At 70.2% G+C, this 21,251-nt stretch carries 17 protein-coding genes and 2 rRNA genes; 11 read left to right on the top strand and 8 right to left on the bottom strand.

Annotation, left to right across the window (positions count from 1 at the left end; translation table 11 throughout):
* A 23S ribosomal RNA gene (locus G3I54_RS29595) occupies positions 1-415 on the top strand; the annotation flags it as partial.
* A 77-nt stretch (positions 416-492) separates the two neighbouring features.
* Positions 493-609, top strand: a 5S ribosomal RNA gene (gene rrf, locus G3I54_RS29590).
* A 148-nt stretch (positions 610-757) separates the two neighbouring features.
* Here rrf and G3I54_RS29585 read toward each other — a convergent pair.
* The 5 genes from G3I54_RS29585 to G3I54_RS29565 are packed head-to-tail and all read right to left on the bottom strand — an operon-like array spanning position 758 to position 6,265.
* Positions 758-2,071, bottom strand: coding sequence for a DUF58 domain-containing protein (locus G3I54_RS29585; protein WP_164618936.1), 1,314 nt, complete (start codon positions 2,069-2,071; stop codon positions 758-760).
* Positions 2,072-2,081: 10 nt separating this feature from the next.
* On the bottom strand, positions 2,082-3,110 hold the full coding sequence (locus tag G3I54_RS29580) for a MoxR family ATPase (RefSeq protein WP_203687357.1): 1,029 nt from the start codon (positions 3,108-3,110) through the stop codon (positions 2,082-2,084).
* Positions 3,107-4,363, bottom strand: coding sequence for a DUF4350 domain-containing protein (locus tag G3I54_RS29575; RefSeq protein ID WP_164618934.1), 1,257 nt, complete (start codon positions 4,361-4,363; stop codon positions 3,107-3,109). Before G3I54_RS29575 ends, G3I54_RS29580 begins: the two co-directional genes overlap by 4 nt.
* A complete protein-coding gene (locus G3I54_RS29570) occupies positions 4,360-5,049 on the bottom strand; it encodes a DUF4129 domain-containing protein (protein WP_164618932.1) in 690 nt (229 codons plus the stop codon). The genes G3I54_RS29575 and G3I54_RS29570 overlap by 4 nt, the downstream gene beginning before the upstream one ends.
* Positions 5,050-5,053: 4 nt before the next feature.
* On the bottom strand, positions 5,054-6,265 hold the full coding sequence (locus tag G3I54_RS29565) for a hypothetical protein (protein ID WP_164618930.1): 1,212 nt from the start codon (positions 6,263-6,265) through the stop codon (positions 5,054-5,056).
* 152 nt (positions 6,266-6,417) lie between these two features.
* Here G3I54_RS29565 and mtnA point away from each other — a divergent pair, with 152 nt between their 5' ends.
* From mtnA to G3I54_RS29530, 7 genes are all read left to right on the top strand, one after another.
* Positions 6,418-7,560, top strand: coding sequence for an S-methyl-5-thioribose-1-phosphate isomerase (gene mtnA / locus G3I54_RS29560; protein WP_164618928.1), 1,143 nt, complete (start codon positions 6,418-6,420; stop codon positions 7,558-7,560).
* A 4-nt stretch (positions 7,561-7,564) separates the two neighbouring features.
* Complete coding sequence (gene mtrA / locus G3I54_RS29555) at positions 7,565-8,254, top strand: two-component system response regulator MtrA (protein WP_007448372.1); 690 nt, start codon at positions 7,565-7,567, stop codon at positions 8,252-8,254.
* Position 8,255: 1 nt separating this feature from the next.
* On the top strand, positions 8,256-10,295 hold the full coding sequence (gene mtrB / locus G3I54_RS29550) for an MtrAB system histidine kinase MtrB (protein WP_164618926.1): 2,040 nt from the start codon (positions 8,256-8,258) through the stop codon (positions 10,293-10,295).
* A 34-nt stretch (positions 10,296-10,329) separates the two neighbouring features.
* Complete coding sequence (locus G3I54_RS29545; RefSeq protein WP_164618940.1) at positions 10,330-12,159, top strand: LpqB family beta-propeller domain-containing protein; 1,830 nt, start codon at positions 10,330-10,332, stop codon at positions 12,157-12,159.
* 94 nt (positions 12,160-12,253) lie between these two features.
* Positions 12,254-12,997, top strand: coding sequence for a ComF family protein (locus tag G3I54_RS29540; RefSeq protein WP_164618924.1), 744 nt, complete (start codon positions 12,254-12,256; stop codon positions 12,995-12,997).
* 327 nt (positions 12,998-13,324) lie between these two features.
* A complete protein-coding gene (gene raiA / locus G3I54_RS29535) occupies positions 13,325-14,014 on the top strand; it encodes a ribosome-associated translation inhibitor RaiA (RefSeq protein WP_103533270.1) in 690 nt (229 codons plus the stop codon).
* 183 nt (positions 14,015-14,197) lie between these two features.
* On the top strand, positions 14,198-14,953 hold the full coding sequence (locus G3I54_RS29530; RefSeq protein ID WP_164618922.1) for a response regulator transcription factor: 756 nt from the start codon (positions 14,198-14,200) through the stop codon (positions 14,951-14,953).
* A gap of 20 nt (positions 14,954-14,973) precedes the next feature.
* Here G3I54_RS29530 and G3I54_RS29525 read toward each other — a convergent pair whose 3' ends face one another.
* Positions 14,974-16,161: a crosslink repair DNA glycosylase YcaQ family protein gene (locus G3I54_RS29525; RefSeq protein ID WP_164618920.1), complete on the bottom strand. Its 1,188-nt coding sequence runs from the start codon at positions 16,159-16,161 to the stop codon at positions 14,974-14,976.
* 63 nt (positions 16,162-16,224) lie between these two features.
* Positions 16,225-16,836, bottom strand: coding sequence for a GNAT family N-acetyltransferase (locus tag G3I54_RS29520; protein WP_164618918.1), 612 nt, complete (start codon positions 16,834-16,836; stop codon positions 16,225-16,227).
* 240 nt (positions 16,837-17,076) lie between these two features.
* Here G3I54_RS29520 and secA point away from each other — a divergent pair, with 240 nt between their 5' ends.
* On the top strand, positions 17,077-19,893 hold the full coding sequence (gene secA, locus G3I54_RS29515) for a preprotein translocase subunit SecA (RefSeq protein ID WP_164618916.1): 2,817 nt from the start codon (positions 17,077-17,079) through the stop codon (positions 19,891-19,893).
* A 69-nt stretch (positions 19,894-19,962) separates the two neighbouring features.
* Here the strand turns inward: secA and G3I54_RS29510 are convergent, their stop codons facing one another.
* Positions 19,963-20,409 (bottom strand): Rv3235 family protein, encoded by a 447-nt coding sequence (locus tag G3I54_RS29510; RefSeq protein ID WP_164618906.1) that lies wholly within the window; start codon positions 20,407-20,409, stop codon positions 19,963-19,965.
* Positions 20,410-20,682: 273 nt separating this feature from the next.
* Between G3I54_RS29510 and G3I54_RS29505 the strand changes: the two genes are divergently transcribed.
* The gene (locus G3I54_RS29505) at positions 20,683-21,189 is read left to right on the top strand and encodes a hypothetical protein (RefSeq protein ID WP_164618905.1); all 507 of its coding nucleotides are present in this window, start codon (positions 20,683-20,685) and stop codon (positions 21,187-21,189) included.
* Positions 21,190-21,251: the final 62 nt, after the last annotated feature.

Genomic DNA, 21,251 nt, shown 5'->3' with positions numbered 1-21,251 from the left:
GATGGTTTGGCACCTCGATGTCGGCTCGTCGCATCCTGGGGCTGGAGTCGGTCCCAAGGGTTGGGCTGTTCGCCCATTAAAGCGGTACGCGAGCTGGGTTTAGAACGTCGTGAGACAGTTCGGTCCCTATCCGCTGTGCGCGTAGGAATATTGAGAAGGGCTGTCCCTAGTACGAGAGGACCGGGACGGACGAACCTCTGGTGTGCCAGTTGTCCTGCCAAGGGCATGGCTGGTTGGCTACGTTCGGAAAGGATAACCGCTGAAAGCATCTAAGCGGGAAGCCTGCTTCGAGATGAGTATTCCCACCAACTTGATTGGTTAAGGCTCCCAGTAGACGACTGGGTTGATAGGCCAGATGTGGAAGCCCTGTAAGGGGTGGAGCTGACTGGTACTAATAGGCCGAGGGCTTGTCCTCAGTTGCTCGCGTCCACTGTGTTAGTTCTGAAATAACGAACGGCCGTGTTTTCATCCGGTGTTCAAATTTCATAGTGTTTCGGTGGTCATTGCGTTAGGGAAACGCCCGGTTACATTCCGAACCCGGAAGCTAAGCCTTTCAGCGCCGATGGTACTGCAGGGGGGACCCTGTGGGAGAGTAGGACGCCGCCGAACAATTTTTCCGGGAAAGCCCCGCACCTTATTGGTGCGGGGCTTTTCTGCGTTCCAGGGACAATCGACCGCGAGGAGATCAGGCCGGCTCCAGCCCGGTTCTCCTGCGCTGACGGAAACGGCAGACAGCCGGCAGGCCGTCTCGGAAGTCTCAGAGGCGGCCTGCGGCCTTCAGGGCCAAGTACGCGTCGGCCAATGCGGGAGCGAGATTGTCCGGAGTGGCGTCCACGACGACGACGCCGTGGCGACGGAGCCTGTCAGCCGTGCGGCGACGGTCGGACTGGGCCTGACCGGCGGCGGCCGCGTCGTACACCGAGTCCACCGTTGCCCGGCCGTTGGCCATCTCCTCGATCCGGGGGTCGGAGACCGCGGCCAGCAGTACGGTGTGGCGCTGAGTGAGCTGCGGCAGCACTGGGAGGAGCCCCTCCTCGATGGGGGCAGCCTCCAGCGTCGTGAGGAGAACGATCAGCGAACCGCGGGGCGCGTCGGTGAGGGCCGCGTTGCTGAGGCCGCGGGCATCCGTCTCGATGAGCTCGGATTCCAGCGTGGCCAGGGTGTTGATGACGGTGGCCAGAACATTTCCCGCGGCCGTCCGGCCCTGGACCCTGGCTCGGACCTGGCGGTCGTAGGCCAGGAGGCTCACGCGATCGCCCGCCCGGGTGGCGAGTGCGGTGAGGAGCAGTGTGGCGTCCATCGAGGCGTCCAGGCGGGGGACGTCGCCCACCCGGCCCGCTGACGTGCGCCCGGTGTCGAGGACCATCAGAATGTGCCGGTCGCGCTCGGGTCGCCACGTCCTGACCGCTACGGCGGACTGGCGCGCGGTGGCCCGCCAGTCGATGGAGCGGGTGTCGTCCCCGGGCACGTAGGCCCGCAGACTGTCGAACTCCGTGCCCTCACCGCGCGTCAGAACGCTGGTACGGCCGTCGAGTTCACGGAGCCGGGCGAGCCGGGAAGGCAGATGCTTGCGGCTGGTGAACGGAGGCAGGACCCGTACGGTCCACGGGGCCCGGTGCTGCCCTTGGCGTGCGGCGAGGCCGAGGGGGCCGTACGAGCGGATCGTGATGCGTTCCGCCCGCCGTTCGCCGCGCCGGGTCGGGCGCAGAACCGTGACCAGGCGTCGACGTTCCCCGGCGGGAATCGTCAGCGCGTGACGGGAAGCGCCGCGCTCGGTGCCCGAGGTCCAGCTGCTGGGAGGCCAGGCATCCCGGAGCTGGGCGCGCAGACGGCGGCGCGACGTGTTGGTCACCGTCAGTTGCACCTCTGCCGCGTCACCGAGTCGAACAGATGTATCACCGGATCGAGTGAATCGAAGCGTGCGCACTGGCGCGGCCAGGGCATAGTCACACAGAATTGCCAGTGAGAGCGGTGCGTTGACCGCGAGCATCCCGGTCCAACTGGGAGCGAGGATGCCTACGGGGAGTGACCCCAGAGCGGCCAGCAGCGCGGTACGTCCGGTGAGGGCCATGGTCACCGCCTCATCGGGGTACGGGGACGTGGGCGAGCACTGAGGCGATGACGGAGTCCGGGGTGACTCCTTCCATTTCCGCCTCGGGCCGCAGGTGGATGCGATGACGGAGTGTGGGGAGCGCCAGGGCCTTCACATCGTCCGGGATGACATAGTCCCGGCCGGTCAGCCAAGCCCAGGCGCGGGCTGTCGACAGCAGTGCGGTGGTGCCTCGAGGGGAGACACCGAGGGCGAGCGAGGGGGAATCGCGCGTGGCACGGCAGATATCCACGACATAGCCGGCGATCTCGGGGGAGACGGTCGTCTTCGCGACGGCTTCGCGTGCAGCTTCCAGATCGGCGGGCCCCGCGACCGGCTGTATCCCGGCGGCCTTCAGGTCGCGTGGGTTGAAGCCGTCGGCGTGGCGGGTGAGGACGTCGATCTCGTCCTGCCGCGAAGGGAGCGGAACCGTCAGTTTGAGCAGGAAGCGGTCCAGTTGGGCTTCGGGGAGGGGATAGGTGCCTTCGTACTCGACGGGGTTCTGGGTCGCGGCGACGAGGAAGGGATCAGGCAGTGGCCGAGGCGTTCCATCGACGGTGACCTGCCGTTCCTCCATCGCTTCGAGGAGGGAGGACTGGGTCTTGGGGGGAGTGCGGTTGATCTCGTCGGCGATCAGCAGATTGGTGAAGACGGGGCCGGGCTGGAAGGAGAACTCGGCGGTGCGCGCGTCGTAGACCAGTGAGCCGGTGACGTCGCTGGGCATCAGGTCGGGGGTGAACTGGACGCGCTTCGTGTCCAGTTCGAGCGAAGCGGCGAGTGCCCGCACCAGCAGGGTCTTGGCGACGCCCGGCACGCCTTCGAGGAGTACGTGTCCCCGGCAGAGCAGCGCGACGACGAGTCCGGTGACGGCGGGGTCCTGGCCGACGACGGCCTTGGCGATCTCGGAGCGCAGAGCTTCCAAGGACGCGCGGGCGCTGTCGGACGGCTCCGGTGCCGCGGGCCTCGCGGGAGCCGCAGTGGGCGCCGTGGGCTCGGCCGGCTCGGGGGTCGGGGCGCTCATGAAGTGCGTACCTCTCTTTCGAGGGCGTCGAGTTGATCGGCGAGGAGGACCAGTGCGGCGTCGGTGGCGGGAGCCGTGCCGAAGAGCAGGGTGTTGAGGTCCTGGTCCGAGGTGGTGACGCGGGTGGACACGGCGGTGAGGACGACGTCGGGGGTGTGTGCGTCGCGGGAGGGCACGCCGGCGAGGGGTGCGATGCGTGTGCGGGTGGCGGCTCGGAGGGCGTCGGCGGCCCGGTCGCGGGCGTTGGCCTTGCGGTAGAGGAGGGAGCGGCCTTCGGCGGTTTCGGATGCGCGGATGGCCACCGGCAGCTGTTCCGTCACCAGGGGGCCGAGCCGGCGGGCCCGCCAGACGGCGGCGAGGGTTGCGGCGAGGGCGAGTTGAACCGTTCCCCACAGCCAGCCGGAGGGGACGAGGTCGAGGAAGCTGCTCTCGTCGGCCGCTTCGTCTCGCGCCCCGCCCTCCGACTGCTCCTCGTTCCCGTCGCCGGGGGCGTTGTCATCGGCTGTTGCGGATGGATCGGTGAGAGAGGGGAGGTACCAGACCAGATGAGGACGGGAACCGAGGAGTTGCAGGGCGAGCGAGGCGTTGCCCTGTTTGTCGAGACGCTCGTTGTGGAGGAAGTCGGGGGAGCCGAGAAGGACGGTGTCGCCGTCGCCGCTCGTTCCGGCCGGGAGGACGACCAGGCTCGGGAGGCCTGCGCTCGGGTAGCAGGTGACGGCGGCCGGGTCCTGCGTCGTGTAGCGGGTGCCGCCCAGGTCCGCTGTGCCGGCCCTGCGGGCGGCGGGGAGCTCGCACGCCGGGGCGAGAGCGCTGACCGCGTGGTGTGTCTCGGAGCGGACACCGGGGGCGAGCCGGGCGGTGGCCCCCGGGCCCGGGGCGATCAGCAGGGTGCGTCCTGCGGAGGCGGAGGCCGCCTCGTCCAGCCGGAGCTGTTGCGACCGGGTCAGGAGATTGGGGCCGGCGACCAGGAGGGTGGTGTTCGGGCCGGTCGCGGCGGTGGCTTCGTCGAGGGTGGTGGCGACGGTGACGGATATGCCGCGTGCTTCGAGGAGTTCGGCCACGGCGCGGCTGCCCTTGGGCTCAGCGGAGCGGGGGTCGAGCTGTCCGTAGTTCGTTCCCGAGCGTACGGCGGCGAACGTGATGCCGGCGACGACGAGGATGAGGACGACGGCCAGGATGCCTCGGGCGCGGGTCCAGACCTGGCCGGGGGTGGGCGCCGTCGAGGTGGGGGAAGTGGTGGTCGCTGCGGTCATCCGGTTGCTCCTCGGGAGGTTCCGGGCAGCAGCGGCTTGGCCTCGTCGAGTTCGAGGTCGAGGGTGCGCAGGGACAGATATGCCGTCTGGTCCGCGGTGCGGCCGCCGTATGTCACATCGTCGAAGCTCCGGGCGGCGGCACGCAGTCGGCCGGTGTGCTCGGGCAGGGCACGGCCCGCTTCGGCCGCGGCCTCGTCCGCGGTGCGGCCGGGGCGGGGATCGAGCAGGGCACGCTCCTCCAGGGACCGGATGATGGCGCGCATGCGTTCCTGTACGGCTTCGGTCCAGCGCAGGGCCGCAGCGTGGGTCTCGGCCGCGGCGCGGTGCTGGGCCGCGCTGCGGGGGCCGTCGCTGTCGAAGAGGGCGTCGGCGCTCCGGGAGGAGCGTTGCGGGGTGCCGAGCCGCCACCAGAGGGCGGCGGCCAGGCCGATGACGATGACGACCAGGACGACGAGTCCGGCCGGGCCGCCGGGGGCGGCGCCCGCGGCGGCGTCGAACACTCCGGCGACCCAGTCCCAGAACTGGTTCAGGGCGCGCTGGAGGAAGTTCGGGTCGTTCTCGTGGTACATCGGCTTGGACAGCTCGCTCTCGGCCGCCTCCCGTGCGGGGAGACGTGGAGTGTCCACGGGTATGTCGCCCGCTGCGGCGTCCCGCCGTGCTGTGGTGATGCCCCCCGCCCCCGACACGGCATCAGCTCCTGGGGGTGTCGGCGCCGTAGCCGGGAAGGCCCGCGGCCCGTGCCAGGTCCAGGTCCAGGGCTTCGCGGCGGATGCGCTGGTCCATGTAGAGAAGGGCCATCACACCGGCGACGAAGGGGTAGATCAGCGTCGAGACGATCACTTCGCCGATCCCGGTGATGATCAGGAAGGGCCAGCCGAAGGACGGCGGGTTGCTGCTGAAGAACTCGCTGACGTCGGTTCCGTCGACGATCACCGCGATGGCGCCGAACGGGATGGAGACGAGGAACGTCAGCAGGAAGGTCAGCAGCCAGGTCAGGGCGAGGATTCCGAAGGTGCGCCACCAGGCGCCGCGGACGAGCTTCGCCGACCTGCGCAGCGCGGCCAGGATGCTCTGTCGTTCCAGCATCAGCGCGGGGGCGGCGAGGGCGAAGCTGACGTTCAGCCAGAGCATCACGACGCAGGCGGCGGCGAAGCCGAGGAAGGCGAGTGCCGCTCCGGCCTCGGAGCCCAGCAGCAGACCGGGGCCGATGCCCACGGTCATGATCGCGGCCATGATCAGGGCCACCAGGACGGTCAGCCCGAGCAGCGGGAGGACCCGGGGGCGGGCCTCTGCCCAGGCGTCGGAGAGCGTGGTGGGACGGCCCAGTACGGAGCGGCTGATGACCACCGTGACGATCGACGCGGTGAAGAGCGTGGCGATCATCGAGACGAGGGAGGCCGGGCCCAGGGAGAGCAGGGTCGAGCGGGCCGAATCGGCGGTCTGGCGGAGGGCCTCGGCGCCGGTGGCGTTCGGGTCGACGGAGGTCGGTTCCGGCAGCAGATAGCGCTGCATGAGGATGATGCCGATCTGGGTGACCACCGAGACCGCGAGGCTGAAGCCGAGTGCGGTACGCCAGTGGGCGCGCAGGGCGGACACCGAGCCGTCGAGGATCTCGCCGAGGCTCAGAGGACGCAGCGGGATGACACCGGGCTTCGCGGCCGGCGGCGGTCCTGCCCAGCCCTGCCGCTGTGGGCCGCCGCCCCAGCCGGGTGCGGGCGGCCGTGTTCCGGGGCCGCTGCCGGGGTTGCTCGGTGGGGACCACTGCCCGGGCGGCGGCTGCTCGGGGGACCACTGTCCCGTCGGGCCGCTTCCGTCCTGGGGGTCGGAGGGGCGGGGAATCGCCGTCTCCTTGCCGTCGGAGGGGGCAGATCCGGGCGACGCCCAGCCCGGAGAGTCGTTCATTCTCGCTCCTTCACCGTCCTGACCGCTCATCGGGGCGGCAGGTTGGCAGCCATCGTGCCACGCGGCGGCCCGGGGCGGACCGGCCGCTCTGTCTCCTGCGCGATCTGCTTCGTGCCTTCATGTGCGGGCGGCTCACCGGGCAGACTGGACAGATGGTTGATCAGGACGCGCAATCGCCGGTGGGCATCGAGCCTCCCGCCCTTTCCGTACTTCGCTGGGACGAACCTCCGGAAGGGCCCGTGCTGGTGCTCCTCGACCAGACGCGGCTGCCCGCCGAGGAGGTCGAGCTGGTGTGCACCGATGTGCCCGCGCTGGTGCGGGCGATCCAAACGCTGGCGGTGCGAGGGGCTCCACTGCTTGGGATCGCCGGGGGTTACGGGGTGGCGCTCGCGGCGGCGCGGGGCTACGACGTCGCGGAGGCGGCCGGCTTGCTGGAGGGGGCGCGGCCCACCGCGGTGAACCTCGGTTACGGGGTGCGGCGGGTGGCGGCGGCCTACTGGGAAGCGGCCGGGAAGGGGGCGGGGGACGAGGCGGCCGCCGCGGCGGCGCTGGCCGCGGCGCGGGCCCTGCACCAGGAGGATGCCCAGGCCAGCAGGCGTATGGCGGAGTACGGCGAGGCGCTGCTCGAGGAGCTGCTGCCGGGTCGTGGGTATCAGCTGCTGACTCACTGCAACACCGGGGCGCTGGTTTCCGGGGGCGAGGGGACGGCGTTCGCCGTGGCGTTGCGGGTGCACCGGCACGGGCGGCTGCGCCGGCTGTGGGTGGACGAGACGCGGCCGCTGCTCCAGGGGGCCAGGCTGACCGCGTACGAGGCGGCGCGCAACGGTCTGGCGTACAGCCTGCTCACGGACAACGCGGCAGGGTCGCTGTTCGCGGCCGGCGAGGTCGACGCGGTGCTCATCGGGGCGGACCGCATCGCGGCGGACGGCTCGGTGGCCAACAAGGTGGGGAGCTATCCGCTGGCCGTGCTCGCGAAGTACCACCATGTGCCCTTCATCGTGGTGGCGCCGACGACGACCGTGGATCTGGAGACCCCGGACGGCACATCGATCATCGTCGAGCAGCGTTCCGGGAGGGAAGTGACGGAGCTCACATCTCCGCGGGGTGTATCGGCCGACGGCGGAGGCGGGATGGTCGTCGCACCCCTCGGGGCCCCGGCGTACAACCCGGCCTTCGACGTCACACCGCCGGAACTGATCACGGCGATCGTCACCGAGGAGGGCGCAATTTCCCCGGTCACGGGGGTCGGACTGGCAGAGCTGTGTGCCAGGTCATCGCAGGTAACGATTAGCTAATGGGATGATGTCGATTATGAAGGGACGCGTCCTTGTCGTCGACGACGACACCGCACTGGCCGAGATGCTCGGGATTGTGCTGCGTGGAGAAGGTTTCGAGCCGTCGTTCGTAGCGGACGGCGACAAGGCACTGGCCGCATTTCGTGAGGCCAAGCCGGACCTGGTGCTGCTCGACCTCATGCTGCCCGGAAGGGACGGCATCGAGGTGTGCAGGCTGATCAGGGCCGAGTCCGGTGTGCCGATCGTCATGCTCACTGCCAAGAGCGACACCGTCGATGTCGTGGTCGGCCTGGAATCAGGGGCCGACGACTACATCGTCAAGCCGTTCAAACCTAAGGAGTTGGTTGCCCGGATCAGGGCACGTCTGCGGCGGTCCGAAGAGCCCGCACCGGAGCAGTTGACCATCGGTGACCTGGTCATCGACGTGGCCGGCCACTCCGTGAAGCGGGAGGGGCAGTCCATCGCCCTGACTCCGCTGGAGTTCGACCTGCTGGTCGCGCTCGCCCGCAAGCCGTGGCAGGTCTTCACCCGTGAGGTCCTGCTGGAGCAGGTGTGGGGTTACCGCCACGCGGCCGACACCCGCCTGGTGAATGTGCATGTCCAGCGTCTGCGTTCCAAGGTCGAGAAGGACCCGGAACGGCCGGAGATCGTCGTGACGGTCCGAGGCGTCGGCTACAAGGCCGGACCGAGCTGAGATGGCCGGAGGCAGTGCTGCTCCGGGGCCCGGGGAGCCGGGAGTCCGTACGGAGCGGGCTGCCGGCCCGGGACGGAAGGCGTCACGTATGAGCCGTTTCCTGCAGGGCGGCCGGCTGTTCGAGGACCGGACGCCCGGCGGGCCCGTACCGCGGTTGCTGATGCGGTGGGTACGCCGTCCGTTGCTGCCCGCCGTCCGCCTGTGGCGGCGCAACCTGCAGCTTCGCGTCGTCGCGGGCACCTTGCTGATGTCGATCGGGGTCGTGCTGCTGCTCGGCTTCGTCGTCATCGGACAGGTGCGCAACGGCCTGCTCGACGCGAAGGGCAAGGCCGCCCAGACCCAGGCCGCCGGCGGTTTCGCCGCGGCCCAGGAGAAGGCGAACGCTCCCCTCGCCCCGGGTGGGCAGGGCAGCGACGGCACCGACGGCATGACCGGCAGCACCTCCTGGCGCACCGAGCTCGTCGACCAGCTCGCCAGCGGCGGCAAGAACGCCTTCAACGTGGTCGCGCTCAGCGCGGACTCGGTCACCGAGGGTGCGAGCAGTCGTGCCCCGCGTGGATCGGGCAGCGTCGAGGCGTCCAGCGTGCCCGAGCGCCTGCGCCAGGACGTGGGCAAGGGGCAGGGAGCCTTCCAGACGTACTCCCTGATCCGGTATTCGTACGGCAAGGAGTCGCAGCCGGGGCTCGTCGTCGGCAAACGTCTCTACGACATCGACCAGCACCCCTACGAGCTCTACTACCTCTTCCCGCTCACGCAGGAGGAGAAGTCCCTGACGCTGGTCAAGACGACCCTGGCGACCGCCGGGCTGTTCGTCGTCGTGCTGCTCGGGGCCATCGCCTGGTTCGTGGTGCGGCAGGTCGTCACGCCGGTGCGGATGGCCGCGGGGATCGCCGAGCGGCTCTCCGCCGGCAAGCTCCAGGAACGGATGAAGGTCACCGGCGAGGACGACATCGCCCGGCTCGGCGAGGCCTTCAACAAGATGGCCCAGAACCTTCAGCTGAAGATCCAGCAGCTGGAAGAGCTCTCCCGGATGCAGCGGCGTTTCGTCTCCGACGTTTCGCACGAGCTGCGGACCCCCCTCACGACGGTCAGGATGGCCGCCGATGTCATCCACGAGGCGCGTGCCGACTTCGACCCCGTCACCGCACGCTCCGCCGAGCTGCTGGGCGACCAGCTCGACCGGTTCGAGTCGCTGCTCGCCGACCTGTTGGAGATCAGCCGCTTCGACGCGGGCGCCGCGGCCCTGGAGGCCGAGCCGATAGATCTGCGGACCGTGGTGCACCGGGTGATCGGCGGTGCCGAGCCGCTCGCCGAGCGCAAGGGCAGCCGGATCCTGGTCATCGGCGATGACCAGCCGGTGATAGCCGAGGCCGACGCCCGCCGCGTCGAACGTGTCCTGCGCAACCTCGTCGTCAACGCCGTCGAGCACGGCGAGGGCCGGGACGTCGTGGTGCGGATGGGCGTGGCACAGGGCGCGGTCGCCGTGGCCGTCCGGGACTACGGGGTCGGGCTCAAGCCCGGCGAGGCGACCCGGGTCTTCAACCGGTTCTGGCGTGCCGACCCGGCGCGGGCCCGGACGACCGGCGGGACAGGTCTTGGCCTGTCGATCGCCGTGGAGGACGCCCGGCTGCACGGCGGCTGGCTCCAGGCCTGGGGCGAGCCGGGCGGCGGCTCCCAGTTCAGGCTGACCCTGCCGCGTACGGCGGACGAGCCCCTGCGTGGTTCGCCGATACCGCTGGAGCCCGAGGACTCGCGGCGCAACCGGGACAACCGGGAGCGTGAGGAGGCCGGGGCGATCGCTTCGGACGACCACCGGCTGATGTCCGTGCCGCCGCAGCCCGGGGCCGGCGACCGTTCGCCGCTGCCCGTGCCCGGTCGCGGCCCCGCCGTCCGCACCGGCGCCCCCTCGTCGGTGCACCCCGCCGCGCTGCCCGGCAACGGAGCACGTGTCGTGACGCGCCCGGCCCAGGAGCGTCCCGGTGGGCGCGCGGCCGGCGGCGTACAGAATTCCGACCGGGAGGACACCACTCGTGGGTACTGACCGCCGTCCGGGCGGCCACGGACGGGCGGTGCGGATGTCCGCGCTGCTGGGCTGCGGCATCGTCGTGCTGGCCGGGTGCGGCTCGATGCCGGTGACCGGGGACGTCAAGGCGGTCGACGCCTCGCAGCCCGGGGACTCCCAGGTGCAGGTGTACGCGGTGGCGCCCCGGGACGGCGCGCCGCCCAGCGAGATCGTCGACGGCTTCCTGGAGTCGATGACCAGCGACGATCCCGCGTTCGCGACCACGCGGAAGTATCTGAGCGCCGACGCCCGGCGGACCTGGCAGCCGAGCGGCGGCACCACGGTGCTCGCCCAGGCCCCCAACCGCAGCGGCCCCCTGCTCCACGACGAGGACAACCGGGCCACCCGGGACCGGGAGACGACCTACACGCTGACCGGCGAGAAGGTGGCGGCGGTCGACGCCCAGAGCTCCTACCAGCCGCTCGCGCCCACCGACTACTCCCAGACCCTGCACCTGGTGCTGGAGAAGGTGGCGGAGGGCAAGCAGGAGTGGCGCATCGACGTCGTGCCGGACGGCCTGGTCCTCGGGCAGTCCGACTTCAAGCGGCTCTACCGCTCCGTGAACAAGTACTACTTCGCCACCGGGCGTACGAACGGTCAGTCGACGCTCGTCGCGGACCCCGTCTACGTACGCAACCGTACGGATCCGGTCACGCGCATGGACACCGCCACCCAGACCGTCAGGACGCTGCTCGCCGGGCCGACGAACTGGCTGCGGCCCGTCGTCGACTCCCGGTTCCCGACCGGCACCGCCCTGCGCAAGGGCGTCACCGCGTTGGCGCCGGACGATCAGAACGTCCTGAAGGTGCCGCTCAACCAGAAGGCCGACAAGGCGAGCCGGAGCGCCTGCCGGATGATGGCCGCCCAGGTCCTCTTCACGCTCCGGGACCTGACCTCGGCACGGGTCGAGCGGGTGGAGCTGGAGGGCGGCGAGGGCAAGCTCTGCGCGCTGGACGCCGACGACGCGCCGGGCTTCTCCGCCGACCACGGCTCCGACGGGGCCGACAGCCAGTACTTCATCAACGACAAGGGCCAGGTGGAGCGGATCCCCGGCGCCACCGACGGCACCGGCACGCCCGAGCCGGTGACCGGTCCTCTCGGCGTGGGCGCCGTTCCGATGGGCTCCGTCGGGGTGGCCCGGGACGAGAAGCGGGCCGCCGCGGTCTCCGCCAACGGACAGAACCTCTACGTGTCCTCCCTGGAGGCGGACGGCGAGCTGGCCGAGCCCCTGGTCACCAGCGCGGCGAAGAAGGCCGGCGACCGGCTGTCGCCGCCGAGCTGGGACGGCCGCGGCGATCTGTGGGTCGCCGACCGTGATCCGGCCGGCTCCCGGCTGCTGCGGCTGGCCGGAGGAGCGGGCGAGCCGCAGGAGGTCCGGGTGCCGGGTCTCGACGGCGCCCGCATCGAGGAGCTGCGAATGTCCGCGGACGGGGTGCGGATCGCCCTGCTGCTGACGAAGGACGGCCATACGACGCTGAACATCGGCCGGGTCGAGCGCCGGGGTTCCTCGGTGACGCCCGAGATCTCGGTCGAGGACCTGCGCCAGGCCGCACCGCAACTCGCGGACGTCACGGCCATCTCCTGGTCCGGACGCAGCCGTCTGGTGGTGGTCGGCAAGGAGGAGGGCGGCGTCCAGCAGGTGCGTTACGTGCAGGCGGACGGCTCCACGTCGGCCTCGGGTGCGCTGCCCGGGGTGAACCAGGTCCAGTCCGTCGCCGCGGCCGACGACGAGCTGCTTCCCCTGATGGCGGAGACCGTCGGCGACGGCATAGTGAAGCTGTCGCCGGGCGACAACTGGCAGACGGTTCTCAAGCAGGGCACGTCGTTGGTCTACCCCGGCTGATCCGGGAGCCGGTCCGGCTCCGCCGGGGCGCCCCGGGCGCCCGGGATTTTCCACAGGGGTGGTCCGGTCCATGAGGGCCCGGCACAGTGGGGTCATGCGGAACGTGTGGCACGAGCTGTCCGGTCTGCTCCTGCCGGTGGTCTGCGCCGGCTGCGGCAGACCGCGCACCGAGCTGTGCACGGCCTGCGGGGCCGCGTTGCACGGTGCGCCGGCCCGCCGGGTCCGGCCCTCGCCCCGGCCCCCGGGCCTCCCGGCGGTGTACGCGGCCGCGCCGTACGAGAACGCCGTACGCGCGGTTCTGCTGGCCCACAAGGAGCGAGGGGCACTCGGGCTGGCGGGGGCGCTCGGACGGGCCCTGGCGGGTTCGGTACGGGCCGGGACGGGGCGACCGGGCGGCGCGGGCCCCCTGCTGCTGGTCCCGGTGCCCTCCGCGCGCTCCTCGACGGCGGCACGCGGCCACGACCCGGTGCGCAGAATCGCCGCCACGGCCGCGCGTGACCTGCGGCGCCGGGGGCTGCCGGCCCAGGTGCTCCCGCTGCTGCGGCAGCGGCGCGCGGTCGCCGACCAGTCGGGTCTCGGGGCACGGCAGCGGCGGGCGAATCTGGCCGGTGCGCTGGAGCTCACGGCGGAGGCGGGGCGACTGGTCCGGAACGGACTGCTCCGTCACGGCAGGGTGATCCTGGTCGACGACCTGTTGACGACGGGATCGACGCTGGCGGAGGCGGCACGGGCCGTCGGGGAGGCGCGTGGCGCCGGTCGGGAGCCCTCCGTGCACGGAGGGTGCCGGGCGGCGGTCGTCGCAGCCTCTCCCTCCGCCTTCGAAATAAACCGGAACTGACCGAGAAACTGCATCGTTGCAGGTAATGAGAGGGCAATACCCCCTGAACGGAGGTACGTGCCAGTAGCGGGTGCCGAGACCCTGGTGCGCAGGCTATGTTCGGTTGTGAGGAACGGTGAATGCCGGACCTCGATGAATGCACCATCAGGTTTCGGGCAGGTAACTCACCGGTAGGAGAAGCACGCAAAGTCGGTGGGGTTGCGACCCTTCCGGCGGGGGAGGAGGAGGCGAAAGCCACCGAGTCCGAGGCCCTGGTGATCTCCGGGGCCTGGTGCAAAAGGGAGATGCCCCGTCGCTGAGCGGGGCGATCCGGGAACGGAGTTCTGCGTGGACATCGTCGTCAAGGGCCGCAAGACCGAGGTGCCCGAGCGGTTCCGCAAGCACGTGGCCGAGAAGCTGAAGCTGGACAAGATCCAGAAGTTCGACGGCAAGGTGATCAGCCTCGACGTCGAGGTGTCCAAGGAGCCGAATCCCCGTCAGGCCGACCGTTCCGACCGGGTGGAGATCACGCTCCGCTCCCGGGGACCGGTCATCCGGGCGGAAGCGGCGGCGGGCGACCCTTACGCAGCGCTCGACCTGGCCACCGGAAAGCTGGAGGCCCGGCTGCGCAAGCAGCACGACAAGCGCTACAGCCGCCGTGGCAACGGCCGTCTGTCTGCTGCCGAGGTCGGGGACGTGGTCCCCGGCGTCGCTTCGTTCGACGAGGACGGTGAGTTGGTCGGCGACCAGCCGTCGGCGCCCGTCCCCACCACGAAGATCGGCTCGCTCGAAGTACAGGGCGAAGGGCCGCTCGTGATGCGCGAGAAGACCCACACCGCCGCACCGATGTCGCTCGACCAGGCGCTCTACGAGATGGAACTGGTCGGCCACGACTTCTACTTGTTCGTCGACTCCGAGACGAAGGAACCCAGTGTCGTCTACCGGCGACACGCCTACGACTACGGCGTCATCCACCTGAGGACCGACCCGCTCGCCGCGGACGAAGCAGGCGGCGCGGGCGGTGCGCTCGGCGGCTGAGGCCATATCGGCGAGGTGCCCCCGGGGCGTTTTCACGCCACCGGGGGCACCCGTGCACGGGCACAGGGCCACCGTGCCGGGGTCCGGGCATGGAATCATGGCGGCCCGAGCCAATCGGTGTTCTGTGAAGTGCCGTTGGCGAACGACCGACACTTCAGGCCGTGGCCTTCAGGGGGAGGAACGATGGCGGACACCTTCGGGCCCGTGCGCGATGCGAATCACTCCGACGACGACGCCGGTGCGTATACCGGCACGGACGCGGACGGCGCTTCACGCAAGGAGCCCATCAGGGTCCTCGTGGTCGACGACCACGCGCTCTTCCGCAGGGGTCTGGAGATCGTCCTCGCGCAGGAGGAGGACATCCAGGTCATCGGCGAGGCCGGCGACGGCTCCGAGGCGGTCGACAAGGCCGCCGACCTGCTGCCCGACATCGTTCTGATGGATGTCCGGATGCCCAAGCGCGGCGGCATCGAGGCCTGCACCGCCATCAAGGAGGTGGCCCCCAGCGCGAAGATCATCATGCTGACGATCAGCGACGAGGAGGCCGATCTCTACGAGGCGATCAAGGCGGGCGCGACCGGATACCTCCTCAAGGAGATCTCCACCGACGAGGTCGCCACGGCCATTCGCGCGGTCGCCGACGGACAGTCCCAGATCAGCCCCTCCATGGCCTCCAAGCTGCTCACCGAGTTCAAATCGATGATCCAGCGCACCGACGAGCGTCGGCTCGTTCCGGCGCCCCGGCTCACCGAACGCGAGCTGGAAGTGCTGAAACTCGTGGCAACCGGCATGAACAACCGGGATATCGCCAAGGAGTTGTTCATTTCCGAGAACACGGTGAAGAACCACGTCCGCAATATCCTGGAGAAGTTGCAGCTGCACTCCCGGATGGAAGCCGTGGTCTACGCCATGCGCGAGAAGATCCTGGAGATCAGGTAGGGAACGGCCCCGGTGACCGGTCAGCGGTAGGCGCGCTGGAGCGCGTGGCCGATCTCCGCCCTGAGCGGCTCGCGCAGCTCCGGGGCGTCGACCCGGTCCACCCGGATGTCCGTGCAGCCCACCCAGGCCGCCGCCTCCACCAGGGCCTCGGCCATCGGGACCACGGCCTTAGGGCCGGCCAGTGATGCCTGGCGGGCGACCAGCGTGGTGCCCTCGCGTGCCGGGTCGACCCGGCCCTGGAGCTTCCCGCCCGCCAGCAGCGGCATCGCGAAATAGCCGTGGATCCGCTTCTGCTTGGGCACATAGGCCTCCAGCCGGTGCGTGAAGTCGAAGATCCGCTCCGTACGCGCCCGCTCCCAGATCAGCGAGTCGAACGGCGACAACAGCGTCGTACGGTGGCGTCCGCGCGGCTCCTTGGCGAGGGCCTCGGGGTCCGCCCAGGCCGGCTTCGCCCAGCCCTCCACCACGACCGGGACCAGCCCCGAGTCCGCCACCACGGCGTCGAACTCCTCGCCCTTGAGCCGGTGGTAGTCCGCGATGTCGCTACGGGTGCCGACGCCCAGGGACCTGCCCGCCAGCGCGACCAGCCGCCGCCTGCACTCGGCGTCGCTCAGCTCGTCGTGCAGCAGGGCGTCCGGAATGGCCCGTTCGGCCAGGTCGTAGACCCGCTTCCAGCCGCGCCGCTCGGTGCACACCACCTCGCCGTACATCAAGGCCCGCTCGACGGCGACCTTGGACGCCGACCAGTCCCACCACTCGCCGCCGTTCTTCGCGCCGCCCAGCTCGGTCGCCGTCAACGGGCCCTCGTCGCGCAGCTGCTTGATCACGGTGTCGTACACGCCGTCGGGCAGGTCGTGGCCCCAGTGCGGGCGGGAGCGGTAGGCGCGGCGGCGGAAGGCGAAGTGCGGCCACTCCTCGACGGGCAGGATGCACGCGGCGTGCGACCAGTACTCGAAGGCCCGGCCGCCCGACCAGTAGGCGTCCTCGACCGTCCGGCGGCCCACGGAGCCGAGCCGGGCGTACGGAATCAGCTCGTGCGAGCGGGCCAGCACCGAGATCGTGTCCAGCTGGACCGCGCCGAGGTGACGCAGCACCCCGGGCACCCCCGCCCGGCGGTCCGGGGCCCCCAGGAAGCCCTGGGCGCGCAGCGCCATACGGCGGGCCTGGTCGGCGGAGAGTTCGACTGCGGGAGGAGGCACAGGCGTCATACGTCGAACCCTAGACGGCGCCACTGACAGTCCGGATCCGGATTCCGCCCGTCGATGACAGGGTCACCGTCCGGAATCAGAGGCTCCGCCGGACCGGGGCGTGTGCGGCTCGGGGACGTACGGGTGGGTGCCCGCGAGCCCCAGGTCGGACGGGAGCAGGGCCGCCGTCCAGGCATCGCGCCGCACCCCCTTGTTGAGCAGCCCGGACCGCTGCTCGCCCTCCAGCCGGAACCCCGCCCGCAGGGCGACGGCCCGCGAGGCCAGGTTGCCGGTCTCGGCCCGCCATTCCAGCCGGTCCGCGCCCAGCGAGACGAAGGCCCAGCGGGCGGAGCCGAGCACCGCCTCGGTGACGTATCCGCGGCCCCGGTGCTCCTTGGCGGACCAGTAGCCCACCTCGTACGTCCCCGGCCGGCTGCGGCGGTCGATGCCGAGCGCCCCGACGAGCGTCCCGGTCTCCCGCAGGGCCAGGGCGAAGTTGTAGACGGAGTCGTCCTGCCAGCCCGCCGTGGAGAGCTTTGTCGTGAACAGCTCCGCGTCGGTGAGGCGGTACGGGGAAGGGATCACCGTCCAGCGCTGGATCTCCGGGTCCTGGCAGGCGGCGTACACCTCGGCCGTGTCCTGCGGGCCGAAGGGCCTCAGGAGCAGTCGTTCCGTGGTGAGCGTGATCGGTTCCATGGACCGATTCTTGTGAACCCGCTCCCGTGATGCGAGCACTTTTCGGGCTTCCCGGCACCTTCCGCGCCTTTGGACCGTTGTCCTATAAGGGTGCGGCGAGGTCCACGCGACGGCAGCCCTCCCGACGCGGTGGTGTCCTCGCTTACGATGGCCGTTGCGGTGGGGCCCACCTGCCGTGCCCGCGCCAGAGTCCATTACACGACCCAGTGCCAGGCCCGACCGGCAAGGAGACCAGCCTCAGTGTCCGTCTTCAACAAGCTCATGCGTGCAGGCGAAGGCAAGATCCTGCGCAAACTGCACCGCATCGCGGACCAGGTCAGCTCCATCGAAGAGGACTTCGTCAACCTCTCCGACGCCGAGCTGCGGGCGCTCACCGACGAGTACAAGGAACGGTACGCGGACGGCGAGAGCCTGGACGACCTGCTCCCCGAGGCGTTCGCCACGGTCCGTGAGGCCGCGAAGCGCGTCCTCGGACAGCGCCACTACGACGTACAGATGATGGGCGGAGCCGCCCTGCACCTCGGTTATGTGGCCGAGATGAAGACCGGTGAGGGCAAGACCCTCGTCGGTACCCTGCCCGCGTATCTCAATGCGCTCTCCGGCAAGGGCGTCCACCTGATCACGGTCAACGACTATCTCGCCGAGCGTGACTCCGAGATGATGGGCCGGGTCCACAAGTTCCTCGGCCTGTCCGTCGGCTGCATCGTCGCCAACATGACCCCGGCCCAGCGCCGCGAGCAGTACGCCTGCGACATCACGTACGGCACGAACAACGAGTTCGGCTTCGACTACCTCCGCGACAACATGGCGTGGTCCAAGGACGAGCTCGTCCAGCGCGGCCACAACTTCGCCGTGGTCGACGAGGTCGACTCGATCCTCGTCGACGAGGCCCGTACGCCGCTGATCATCTCCGGCCCGGCCGACCAGGCCACCAAGTGGTACGGCGACTTCGCCAAGCTGGTCACGCGTCTCACCAAGGGTGAGGCGGGCAACCAGCTCAAGGGCATCGAGGAGACCGGCGACTACGAGGTCGACGAGAAGAAGCGGACCGTGGCCATCCATGAGTCCGGTGTCGCCAAGGTCGAGGACTGGCTCGGCATCGACAACCTCTACGAGTCGGTGAACACCCCGCTCGTCGGTTATCTGAACAACGCCATCAAGGCCAAGGAACTGTTCAAGAAGGACAAGGACTACGTCGTCATCGACGGCGAAGTCATGATCGTCGACGAGCACACCGGCCGTATCCTCGCCGGCCGCCGCTACAACGAGGGCATGCACCAGGCGATCGAGGCGAAGGAAGGGGTGGACATCAAGGACGAGAACCAGACCCTCGCCACGATCACCCTGCAGAACTTCTTCCGCCTCTACGGCAAGCTCTCCGGCATGACCGGTACGGCGATGACCGAGGCCGCCGAGTTCCACCAGATCTACAAGCTCGGCGTGGTGCCGATCCCGACGAACCGGCCGATGGTCCGCGCCGACCAGTCGGACCTGATCTACCGCACCGAGGTCGCCAAGTTCGCCGCGGTCGTCGACGACATCGCCGAGAAGCACGAGAAGGGCCAGCCGATCCTGGTCGGCACCACCTCGGTCGAGAAGTCCGAATACCTCTCGCAGCAGCTCTCCAAGCGCGGTGTCCAGCACGAGGTCCTCAACGCCAAGCAGCACGACCGGGAGGCGACGATCGTCGCCCAGGCGGGCCGCAAGGGCGCCGTCACCGTCGCGACGAACATGGCCGGACGAGGCACCGACATCAAGCTCGGCGGCAACCCGGACGATCTCGCCGAGGCGGAGCTGCGCCAGCGCGGCCTCGACCCGGTGGAGAACGTCGAGGAGTGGGCGGCCGCGCTGCCCGCCGCTCTGGAGCAGGCCGAGCTGGCCGTGAAGGCGGAGTTCGAAGAGGTCAAGGACCTCGGCGGGCTCTACGTTCTCGGCACCGAGCGCCACGAGTCGCGCCGTATCGACAACCAGCTGCGCGGTCGTTCCGGCCGTCAGGGCGACCCGGGCGAGTCCCGCTTCTACCTGTCGCTGGGCGACGACCTGATGCGTCTGTTCAAGGCGCAGATGGTCGAGCGCGTCATGTCGATGGCGAACGTTCCCGACGACGTCCCGATCGAGAACAAGATGGTCACCCGCGCCATCGCCTCCGCCCAGTCGCAGGTCGAGCAGCAGAACTTCGAGACGCGTAAGAACGTCCTGAAGTACGACGAGGTGCTCAACCGGCAGCGCGAGGTCATCTACGGCGAGCGCCGCCGCGTTCTGGAGGGCGAGGACCTCCAGGACCAGATCCGGCACTTCATGGACGACACGATCGACGACTACATCCGGCAGGAGACCGCCGAGGGCTTCGCCGAGGAGTGGGACCTGGACCGGCTGTGGGGCGCCTTCAAGCAGCTCTACCCGGTGAAGGTCACCGTCGAGGAGCTGGAGGACGCGGCCGGGGACCTGGCGGGCGTCACCGCGGAGTTCATCGCCGAGTCGGTCAAGAACGACATCCACGAGCAGTACGAGGAGCGCGAGAGCACGCTCGGCTCCGACATCATGCGTGAGCTGGAGCGACGCGTGGTCCTCTCGGTGCTCGACCGCAAGTGGCGCGAGCACCTCTACGAGATGGACTACCTCCAGGAGGGCATCGGCCTGCGGGCCATGGCGCAGAAGGACCCGCTGGTCGAGTACCAGCGCGAGGGCTTCGACATGTTCAACGCCATGATGGAGGGCATCAAGGAGGAGTCCGTCGGCTACCTGTTCAACCTGGAGGTCCAGGTCGAGCAGCAGGTCGAGGAGGTTCCGGTGCAGGACGGCGCCGAGCGCACCTCGCTGGAGAAGGAGAGCGCCGCTGCCGCCCCGCAGATCCGCGCCAAGGGCCTGGAGGCCCCGCAGCGGCCGGACCGGCTCCACTTCTCCGCTCCCACGGTGGACGGCGAGGGCGGTGTCGTCGAGGGAGACTTCGCCAGCGACGACGACGGTGCGCGGTCCGGCTCCTCGGACGGCATGACGCGTGCGGAGCGCCGCAAGGCCCAGAAGAGCGGCGGCGGCGGTCGCCGTCGCAAGAAGTAGCAGCAGGGGGCAGTACCCCGGCAGGGGCCGGACACCACGAGGTGTCCGGCCCCTGCCGCGTCTGCCGGGTCACCGGGGGCCCGGGGCCCCGGCCGTGAGGCGTTCGCCGCCCAGCTCCACCGCGGCGCAGCGCCAGCGCTGGTCGGCGCCCTGTTCCAGGCGGAAGGCCATCGCCCGGACCCGGTCGCCCGCGGCGATGCTGGCGAACGCCTCCACCACGCCCGTGGCGGGCTGGGCCCCTCGGCAGTGCCGAAGGACGGGGCGGCTGCCCCGGACGGCCCCCAGCGGGGTGCTCGGGGCCAGCTCGGCGAGCTGGTCGTAGGCCTCGCCGATGGTGTGGCCGAGCATCCAGTGCACCGGGCGCTGGCCGCTGAGGACCGCGAGCAGGCGCTCGGCGAACCATTGGTGGGGTCGCTGCGGCCGGTGGGGTTGCAGCCTGCGGGACCGCTGCGGAGGTACAGACCTGGGACCGCTCTGGTCGCGTCGGCCGGCGGGCCTCGTCCTGTCCGTGCTCATGATCATCGCCCCCGTTGACCGGGCCCGGTTCTACCGGGCGGTAACTTGTGTCGGGAATCTTCTACGGGTGCGGTCGTCAGCGACGCAAGGGGCCTCTCGGCGCCGAACGGGCGTGGAGCGTTTCACCTATCTGTGGCTCGGCCCTTGTGCGGCATGGGCTACGGCGAGGGTGACGGGCCGTCGGCCGTGGACGGAGGCCCCCGGTTGCCGAAACCCGAAAGGGGACGCTCCCACGTATCCTGAGGACGTCTCCCTCTACGAAAGCGACCTGCCATGCGCGTGTACGTCCCCCTGACCCTCTCCGGTCTCGCAGCGGCGCACGGTGCGGGCGAGGTCGGCCCCGGACCGCTGACGGCCTACGCGGTGACGCCCGGGCTGCGTGAGTGGTACGTCTCCGACGACATCGAGGAGCTGGAGTACGCGGCGCTCAACCGGGCCGCCGCCGCCTCGCTCCGGATGATCGCCGGAAATCCGGACGAGGTGCGCCGCCGGGTCGTCGTCGCCGTCGACGTACCGGACGGGTCCGCCGCCGCCGACCCCGATCACGGGCTGAGCGCGGCCTCGCTCGGCGAGGTGCGGATCGCCGCCGCGCTGCCGCTGGCCAAGGCGGCGGCGGTGCACGTGGACGCCGACGACGCGGAGAAGGACGTGGCCGCCGCGGCGGCCGCCCTGGGGGCGGCGGACCTCGGTGACGACGACGCGCAGTTCACCGTGGACGGTGCCGAGGACCATGAGCTGCTCTGGTTCGGCGTCCAGGAGATTCCGCAGCTCATCGGCTGAGTCGGTGGCGGGTCGGTGCTGAGCCGGCGGCGTTGTCGTACCCGGCGGGTATTTTTTTCTGT

This window comes from Streptomyces sp. SID14515 (assembly GCF_010548505.1).
Classification (GTDB): Bacteria; Actinomycetota; Actinomycetes; order Streptomycetales; family Streptomycetaceae; genus Streptomyces; species Streptomyces caviscabies.
The sequence above is the reverse complement of the archived record's forward strand: the minus strand, read 5'-3'. Positions and strand labels throughout refer to the sequence as shown.